Raw genomic sequence first — 8,229 nt, 5'->3', positions numbered from 1 at the left:
CCGTCGGAGGCGGTGCCGCAATTGAAGCCGTCGTTGATGCACGTCGTTTGAGGAACACAGCAGACGTTGTTGATGCACGGTTCGCCGCTCGGGCAGCTCCCGCAAGATCGAAGGTCTCTCGACCGACTTGCTGGAGTTCGCGATGCGTTCGCAATCTCCCCGTGCGCGCGGCCGCTCCCCCGTGGTCTAGCGCGGGCGATCAGCGCGTACCAGAAAGTTGGGCTCCTCTCCCGAAAGTGTTTTACGGTAGCGGCACGCGAAGAGCCCCTTGCCCGGCCTGAGCGGCGAGCCGCGCAGCAGAACCTCGCGCGCGATGATCGCCGGGAAGAAGCCCTGGGCGAGATGGCGGAGGCGGTCGTAGCGGTCGCGCGCGAAGCCGAAGAGATCCCGCACCCAGAATCCCGGCACCTGCGCGTAGGGGCAGTGCCCCCCAGCATCCGGATGAGTGAGTGAACGAACAGCAGCCGGTACGCGAGCGGCGTCACCGGAAAGCACCGGTAGGGCGCGACGAGCAGCGGCGCCGCGATCAGGTTCGGGGCCCCTCCATTCGCCACGTCGCGCGGTCGGCGGGGCCGATCCTCGACACGATGAGCGCCACCGTCGCGATCGCGAGGAGCAGAGCGGCTCTCGATGTCGTCGCATGACGAGATCAGCCGTCGCGGTCTTCGGCGAAGCCCGTCGCGGCCTCGTCCTCTGGCACGACGGGTCGATCGAGTGACCACGTGCGCCCACGGACGATCAGCATCGAGCCCATCGCAACCACGGCACGCTTGCCCTCCGCCGTGAACGCCTCTGCGCTCGCCACTGCGAGCGAGCGTCCGGAGTGCAGCACGCGCGCGTCGATGTGCACGGTACTGCCGTCGGGGACGATCGGTCGCAGGAAGTCCACCTTGAGGTCGAGCGGCGAGTAGACGGTGGCCGGCGGCAAGGTCGTCTGCACCGCGAGCGACAGCGCGAGGTCGACGTGGTGCGCGAGCGCTCCGCCATATGCGGCACCTCCAGGGCCGGCGAGCCAGCCCGTCGCGGGGAACTCGGTCTGCATGCGACCGGCCTCGGCGCCAACGAGGCGCAACCCGAAGAGTCGCGATACCGGTGGTGCAGGAAGCTCACCGCTCAGGATGCCCTGGATCACCTCGAGCCCTGATCGCTCGTTCCAGACGGCGTCGGGTACCGCGGCTCCGCGCACGGGACGAAGGTAGGGATCCGCGCTGAGCTCCTCCGCTCCCGTCGCAAGCGGCTGGGCGTCCGTCGCTCCCGCTCCTCCATCGCGGACCCCCGTGTCCAAGAGAAAGCAGCGCGTGGTCGCGTGTCCAAGGACGCGGCCGTGGCCATCTTCGACCAGCGCTTCTGCCAGGCCGAGCGATCGTCGCGCGTACATGATTCGAGCGCGCGCCACGATCGCGCCGCTTCTCACGCACACAGGTCGGAGGAAGTTGAGGCTCAGGTCGGACGTGGTGAGCGTCCAGCCAGCAGCCTGCGTCGTCATGATGGCGCTCGCCAGCGCGGCATCCGCGGCCAGCGCCATCGAGCCTGCGCCGAAGAATCCCGCAGGCGTTGCGAGCCACGGTGTCGCCGGCACGCGAAACGTGGCGGAGCCGGGGTGTGCTTCGATCGGCATCAGCCCGGTCAGGCGGTTGATCGGCGGAGCCGCCATGCGGCCGGCCACGGCGGCGCGCATGCGCGTGAGGCCGTCGAGGGCGAGGATGCGTACGTCCCCCGCGACTCCGCGCGGCGCTTCTTCCCAGATCTCCGAGATGGCCTCCGCCATGCGAATGCTGCCTCCGTCATGCCATGCGATCCGCGGTACTCCAAGCGCGCGCCTCGCGAGGCGGGAAGAGCATAGCTCAACGTCCCCGTCGCCGCTGACGGCGCTTAACGGACCGGGATTGCCCTTAGCTCAGGCTTCTCAGGCCGGTACACTTTCGGGAGACGAGCCGAAAGTTACTCAGCTTGCGCTTCAGGTCCACGACGACGCGCCCGGCCTCACGGCGTTGGCCGGTGAAATCTTCCGCGATCCGCGCACCGGGAAGATCCCGCTGCTTGCGTCAGGCGGCGAAGAGGTCACCTTCTTTAGCGAACTCTAATGACGAGTTTGTCTTGCTCTGGCTCCCAATCTGATTCCTCAGCCCTCACGCAGAGCCATTATGGACTGGCCGGGCCCCCGCAGCGTAACTTCGATTTCGTGACTCCGCCGATGGGGGACAGTGTTTTCTATACGCCGAGCCAGCGAGGGCTTCGGATGGAAAGAGTCCACGGACGGTCAGATCGCTTCCTTGGCTTCCTCTGGTACCGAGCGCCTGCTCTCGCGGGCGTGGCGGCGATGTCCGCGCTGCTCACGGGCTTTTCCGGCTCGGCTGGGTCGACGGTTTCCGTCATGCGCGGCGGCAGCTATGGAGCGCGGATCTTCCCGGACAACGCCTTCACCGTCGCAGACGCAAGCCAACTGACGGGGCGGCGCATCAACTTCCGCGAGGGCATCGACTACCCGAACATCGGAGGCGTCGTGCAACCGTCGTGCACCGACGCCGATTACTCGATCTGCGACGCCTTCGCCCAACTCAACAAGCTCGACGGGTTCGACCTGCAGCCGCGGGTGCTCGTGCCGTTCACCGGCGCGATCAACCTCGGATCTGTGAACGCAACGGACTTCTTCATCAGCACAGACAAGGGAGCCTTTTTCAGCGGCCTGCGCCAGCTCACCTTCGACCCGGCCACGAACACCTTGGCCGGCATCAGCGATGGCTTCCTCAGCGAGGACACCTCCTACCGTATCCATGTCACCAACGGCATCCTCGACAACGCAGGCCATCACGTCCATGCGTGCGGCGGAGCGTGCGTGGTGCGGTTCACGACGCGAACGGCTACTGGCGAGCTCGTGCGCATCCGCCAGTCGATGGACCTTCCCCTGTCCAACAGCGCCAACGCCTACGTGCTAGCGGGATTTCCTGACGCGTCGACGTCGACCGCGAGCCGCAAGCTCACGTTCACCCAGAACGGCGTGAACGACGTCTTCCTGGCGGCGAGCGTCGAGCCGTCGCTCGTCGATCCGTTCGACGGCATCGTGCGCACCGACCAGGTGAAGGTCGATCCGACCGCCCCCGGGGCCTTTCAGTCGAGCGCCGTGCCCAACCTGATCCCGTCCGGGAGCGCGGGGTACTACGCATTCGGCAGTTTCCTGTCGCCTCGATACCAGTTCGCCTCGGCATCGGGGCAGCAGGACAATCCGTACGGCGTCGCCGACGGCTTCACCGATGGGGAGATCCCGCCGGTCCCCACGACCCAGACGCCGGTCCCATTCGGGGCCGACAGGCTCGGCGTCATCGTCGTGACGCCCGACCCGGCGTTTTTCCCGCCACCCTGGCCGGCGGCGATCTATGGACCCGGGTTCACGCGCAGCGACTACGACCTCTTCGTCACTGCCGACTACAACGCCTCGCTCGGAATCGTCACCCTGGCCACGGATCCCTCCGGGCACGGCTTCGGGCCGCTGAGCACGACGACGGTGACCGCCAACGGCACGCCCACGACGTTCCTCAGCTGCGGACGCGGACGCGACCTCGATGGTGACGGTGTCATCGGCGACGGCCTCAACGACGGCGTTGGACCGACGGGCCACGTTCAGCCGGACGGGAGCGTGCTGCCCTCGCGCAAGCCGATCGACGGGCTGGCGTCGGGGCTCATCCAGACCGTCGTCGACAACATGGCCCTGGGGCGCGCCCTCCAGGCCGGCCTCGACATCCCCGGCGTCGGGACCAACCTCGTCCACCCTTCGCAGATCATGTACTACGGGCTCAGCTTCGGCGGCATCTACGGGACGATGCTGATGGGCACCGACCCGCTCTTCCATCAGGGCCTGCTCAACGTGCCCGGAGGCCCCATCGTCGACATCGCGCGGCTGTCGAGTTTCCGCGGCGACCTCGCCGCCAGGCTCGCGATCTCCAGGCCGAGCTTCCTCAACGGTGGTCCTGGGCTCGCCGGCTTCACCGAGGACCTGCCGCTTCGCGTTGATCCGCCGGAGGTCATCACGCACCCCGGCGCCGCTGCCCTCCAGGAGCTGTTCGCGGACACCAATTGGTACGACCGAAAGGGGAGCCCGGAGACGTTCGCTCCGCGCATCCGGCTGCAACCCGACCCGGCGTGGGCTTCCAATCCCAAGAATTTCGTGTACCAGCTGGCGTACGCAGACGGGACCGCGACGGATGTGGCCGGGGGAACGATCGTTCGCGCCGGCGCCTTCTTCGATCGGGTCGTCTTCTACCGCAACGACAAGACACCGACCTACTCACTCGATCCGCACGGCTGGCTCGCAGATCCACGCCTCGCCGGGCGCACGGCGGGGGAGCAGCAGCTCGGCCTGTTCCTTTCCACCGGCCAAGTCGTCAACACCAACCCGGCGTGGCTCGAGGTCCCGATCGCCGATCCCAACAACCTCGAGTGCCTGCACTACGCGGATCCGCAGACGGGCCAGGATCAGGTCCGGCAGCCATACCCCGCGAGCGGCGACTGTCCTCCGCTGTCCTCCGACGGCTGACACATAGCCTCCTACGGCTTCTTCTTGCAGGCCTGTTCAGTCTCGCAGGGTTCCCAGCGCGAGACCTGGAACGCGTGCAAAGTGCTGCCTGTTCCGCGTCAGCAGCATGCCCTTGTTCGCCAAAGTGATTCCAGCGATCAGGCTGTCGCCCATGCCTATCGACCGCCCCCGTTGCTCGAGGGATCGTCGCACCTCGGCGGCTCGATCTGCCCCAACGGCGTCGAGGGGCAGGCACGGCAAAGCCTCGAGGAGCTGCACGACCAGCTTCTGCTGCCGCGCCGAACGCGCACCAGCACGAAGCTCGAAGCGGGTCACGGCGGTTGTGCAGAGCTGGGTGTGCTCGAGCTCGAGCGCGATGCGTTCTGCGGCTGGACCTTTTCCCTGCAGATAGTCGATAAGCACGTCCGTGTCGGCGACCATCATCGCCAGGACTCCCTGATCTCGCACGTTGCCGCCCGCAGCCGCTCGGCCTCACGCGAGTCGAGTGCGCCCTTGAGCATCAGGGCGCGCCGCCGCTTCTCCTCCTCGCCGGCCTGCGACCTCAGGTATGCGTCGAGCGCCTGCTGCACCAGCTTCGAGAATCCCTTCTCCCCTCGCCGTGCCGCTAGCTCCATCAGGCGAGCCCGCTGCTCGGGGGTGATGTCGACGGTTGTCCGCATATCAAGCACCCGAGACATGGTAGGCATGCATATGCATGTCTGTCAACAACGGGAGAGGGGTAGCCCAAGGTAATCCCACCAGGGTGCGCGGAGCGGCCTAGCGCCGCGTGTGCTTCACGAAGGTGCCCTGCTCGTACTCGCGGAAGGCGCTGCGCAACTCCGCTTGCGTGTTCATCACGATGGGGCCGTACCAGGCGACCGGCTCCTTGAGCGGCCGGCCCGCGACGAGGAGGAAGCGAACCGGCTGCCCCTCGGTCGAAACGACCACCGTGTCTCCGGGGCCGTACACCACCAGCGTATGGTTCCCGCACACGCAGGGACGGGCCATGTCGAAGTAGCTCTCGCCCACCGCCTCGCGTGCGTAGGGGTCGCGTTCAGGGTCGAAGTAGCCTTCGCCCTCGATCACGTAGGCGAAGACCGTGTGCGTCGGCTTGGCCGCGTGCGTGAAGGTGCGTCCGGGAGGGAGCGAGACATCGAGGTACTCCGGGTCGGTGACGATCTCGCGGACCGGTCCCCGAACGCCCGCCACCTCCCCGCTGATCACGCGCACCCGAGCACCGTCCGCCGTCTCCACCACCGGGATGTCGTCGTGCTTCACCTCCTGGTAGCGCGGGTCCATCATCTTGTGGCTCGCGGGCAGGTTCGCCCAAAGCTGGAAGCCCCACATCCGGCCCTGGCTGTCTCCCTTCGGCATTTCTTGGTGGATGATGCCGCTCCCGGCGGTCATCCACTGCACGTCCCCGGCCCGGATGACGCCCCGATTGCCGAGGCTGTCACCGTGCTCCACGTCGCCCGCGAGGACATAGGTGATCGTCTCCATCCCGCGATGCGGGTGCCAGGGGAAGCCGCGTTGATACTCGGCCGGCTCGTTTGAACGGAAGTCGTCGAGGAGGAGGAAGGGGTCGAGCTGCGGCACCTCGCGGAAGCCGAACGCCCGCCTGAGGTGAACGCCTGCGCCCTCGGTGGTCGGCTTGCTCTTCCAGACCTTCTTGACCCGACGTGTCTCGGCCATCGTTCGTCTCCTCCCCGCGCGCGGTCCTGTCTGCCGGCGAGATGCCGAGCGTCACGGTCTGATCGCGCCCGACTCAGGCGCCGAAGAATGAGAGCAGGTCGGCGTTGACCTGGTCCTTGTGGGTCGAGCACAGGCCGTGCGGCGCGCCCTTGTAAACCTCGAGACGTGCGTTCTTGATCAGCTTGGAGGAAAGCAGGGCGGAGGCGCCGATCGGGACGATCTGGTCGTCGTCGCCATGGATGATGAGGGTCGGCACGTCGAACTGCTCGAGGTCCTGGGTGAAGTCCGTCTCGGAGAAGGCCTCGATGCAGTCGAAGGCAGCGTTGAAACCGGCCTGCATGCCTTGGAGCCAGAACGAGTCCCGTAAGCCTTGCGAGACCTTGGCGCCCGGGCGGTTGGCGCCGTAGAACGGCGCACTGAGATCCTTGAAGAACTGCGAGCGATCGGCGAGGACGGCGGCGCGTATCTGGTCGAACGCCTCCATCGGCAAGCCGCCGGGATTGGCCGCCGTCTTGAGCATCAGCGGCGGCACCGCGCCGATCAGCACAGCCTTGGCGACGCGCTTCGTGCCGTGGCGGCCGATGTAGCGGGCGACCTCGCCGCCGCCCGTCGAGTGACCGACATGGATCGCGTTTTTCAGGTCGAGCGCTTCGACGAGCGCCACGAGGTCGTCAGCGTAGGTATCCATGTCGTTGCCACTCCAGGGCTGGCTGGAGCGGCCGTGGCCGCGACGGTCATGGGCGATGCAGCGGTATCCACGCGAGGCCAGAAACACCATCTGGTCTTCCCAGGCATCCGCAGTCAGCGGCCAGCCGTGACTGAAGACGACGGGCTGTCCCGTTCCCCAGTCCTTGTAGTAGAGGTCGATGGGCGTGGAGTTTTCCCGACCGACAGCGATACTGCTCATCACGCTCCTCCTTCTGTTCGTCGTGTGGATCCGGCTGCCGGGGGACTACGCCACTCGCCCGAGTCGCGGGAGAAGCACCTGATGCCGGGACCCGCTGCCGTCACGGCGTACATACCACTTTCGCTCGGCCGTGGCTTCCACGCAGGCGCGCGACTGCCGGAGGCCGCGCCGGACGTATGCCGGATCGAAGCCCAGCGAGTCGCAGATGGTGACGAACGTGAAGGGCCCGTTGGCGTCGTCGGACGCGAACCAGGCGTCCACGTCCGCGAAGAGACGCCGGGCTCGCGGGTGCTCGACGCCCGCCCACCGTCGGAAGGTCAGGAGAGCATCCGCCAGGACCGCGACCTGTAGGCGCTTCTCGGGCTGAGTCCGGGCCCCGCCGAAGGGCCTGTCATCGAGCTGCTCAGGTAGGATGCTCTCTGGCGCGAGCTCGGCCTCTAGAAGCTGCATCGTCCGACCTCCGTGGTTCCACCGGTCGCTTTTCGCAACTACCGTGCCGTCCCGCAGAGGGCGCAGGCGGAATATCCGAGGGACGACGTGCCGGTCGTTCGGCACCCGTGCCGATCCGTCGGCAGAGGAGCGCTTCCCACACCGGCTGCGACACGTGCCGCACCGGGGAAGAATCTCGTTGACAAATCCCTTGACAGCCGCGCTACGGCGGCGGGAGACTTCGCGGGCCTGGTCCCGGCTGCAGCTCCGCGCCCGGCACGTGCGGGGGAGGCTGCCCCCTCGGCGCGACCGCCTGTCACCTCGACACGTCCAACGGCTTCTGTCTCTGCGAGGGACCCGCGTGCGGTCTGGCGGGCACCCGATGCGGCGTCGCCGCCGACTGCTGCGACGGGCTGTGCGACCCCACCGGGCACTGCGCGTGCCTGGCAACGGGGACCTCCTGCACCGCCTTCAATAGAGCCTGAGGGCGCGCCCGCCCAGGGGCTGCCGGTCGAGTTTTAGGCCTCGATTCGTGTAATCTCCCCCGTTGCGGCTTCATCGCCGCCTGAAAGGATGACCGGAACGATGAAGAGAATCTGCTCGCTGACCATCCTGGCCCTGGCCTCGGGAGCGCTGCCGGCTCACGCCGCGACGAGTTGCCCCGCGGATGCGGTCCTGTCGGGGCCGCTCT

General features: G+C 67.3%; 7 protein-coding genes and 1 pseudogene. 1 reads left to right on the top strand and 7 read right to left on the bottom strand.

Annotation, left to right across the window (positions count from 1 at the left end):
- Positions 1-186 precede the first annotated feature (186 nt).
- Together E6J59_01305 and E6J59_01300 are read right to left on the bottom strand one after the other, a co-directional pair.
- Positions 187-547 (bottom strand): annotated as a pseudogene (locus tag E6J59_01305) (DUF2238 domain-containing protein).
- Positions 548-649: 102 nt separating this feature from the next.
- Positions 650-1,768, bottom strand: coding sequence for a PaaI family thioesterase (locus E6J59_01300; GenBank protein ID TMB23761.1), 1,119 nt, complete (start codon positions 1,766-1,768; stop codon positions 650-652).
- Positions 1,769-2,320: 552 nt separating this feature from the next.
- Between E6J59_01300 and E6J59_01295 the strand changes: the two genes are divergently transcribed.
- Entirely contained in the window at positions 2,321-4,531 is a 2,211-nt protein-coding gene (locus tag E6J59_01295; GenBank protein ID TMB23760.1) for a hypothetical protein, read from the top strand.
- A 36-nt stretch (positions 4,532-4,567) separates the two neighbouring features.
- On the opposite strand, the gene E6J59_01290 is transcribed toward E6J59_01295, so the two are convergent.
- The 5 genes from E6J59_01290 to E6J59_01270 all read right to left on the bottom strand — a co-directional run bounded on the left by E6J59_01290 (position 4,568) and on the right by E6J59_01270 (position 7,559).
- Complete coding sequence (locus tag E6J59_01290; GenBank protein TMB23759.1) at positions 4,568-4,954, bottom strand: type II toxin-antitoxin system VapC family toxin; 387 nt, start codon at positions 4,952-4,954, stop codon at positions 4,568-4,570.
- Entirely contained in the window at positions 4,951-5,190 is a 240-nt protein-coding gene (locus E6J59_01285; protein ID TMB23758.1) for a hypothetical protein, read from the bottom strand. Before E6J59_01285 ends, E6J59_01290 begins: the two co-directional genes overlap by 4 nt.
- A 97-nt stretch (positions 5,191-5,287) precedes the next feature.
- Positions 5,288-6,202, bottom strand: a complete 915-nt coding sequence (locus tag E6J59_01280) for a pirin family protein (GenBank protein ID TMB23757.1) — start codon at positions 6,200-6,202, stop codon at positions 5,288-5,290.
- Between the two features lie 73 nt (positions 6,203-6,275).
- Positions 6,276-7,109, bottom strand: coding sequence for an alpha/beta hydrolase (locus tag E6J59_01275; GenBank protein TMB23756.1), 834 nt, complete (start codon positions 7,107-7,109; stop codon positions 6,276-6,278).
- Between the two features lie 45 nt (positions 7,110-7,154).
- Positions 7,155-7,559 (bottom strand): hypothetical protein, encoded by a 405-nt coding sequence (locus E6J59_01270; GenBank protein ID TMB23755.1) that lies wholly within the window; start codon positions 7,557-7,559, stop codon positions 7,155-7,157.
- Between the last annotated feature and the right edge of the window lie 670 nt (positions 7,560-8,229).

Source organism: Deltaproteobacteria bacterium (assembly GCA_005879795.1).
In the GTDB taxonomy this organism is placed as follows: domain Bacteria; phylum Desulfobacterota; class Binatia; order DP-6; family DP-6; genus DP-6.
The sequence above is the reverse complement of the archived record's forward strand: the minus strand, read 5'-3'. Positions and strand labels throughout refer to the sequence as shown.

What these genes read in the sequence shown, in the direction of transcription:
- E6J59_01300 (TMB23761.1), bottom strand. Translation starts at nt 1,768, where the DNA reads ATGGCGGAGGCCATCTCGGAGATCTGGGAAGAAGCGCCGCGCGGAGTC.
- E6J59_01270 (TMB23755.1), bottom strand. Translation starts at nt 7,559, where the DNA reads ATGCAGCTTCTAGAGGCCGAGCTCGCGCCAGAGAGCATCCTACCTGAG.
- E6J59_01285 (TMB23758.1), bottom strand. Translation starts at nt 5,190, where the DNA reads ATGCGGACAACCGTCGACATCACCCCCGAGCAGCGGGCTCGCCTGATG.
- E6J59_01295 (TMB23760.1), top strand. Translation starts at nt 2,321, where the DNA reads ATGTCCGCGCTGCTCACGGGCTTTTCCGGCTCGGCTGGGTCGACGGTT.
- E6J59_01280 (TMB23757.1), bottom strand. Translation starts at nt 6,202, where the DNA reads ATGGCCGAGACACGTCGGGTCAAGAAGGTCTGGAAGAGCAAGCCGACC.
- E6J59_01290 (TMB23759.1), bottom strand. Translation starts at nt 4,954, where the DNA reads ATGATGGTCGCCGACACGGACGTGCTTATCGACTATCTGCAGGGAAAA.
- E6J59_01275 (TMB23756.1), bottom strand. Translation starts at nt 7,109, where the DNA reads ATGAGCAGTATCGCTGTCGGTCGGGAAAACTCCACGCCCATCGACCTC.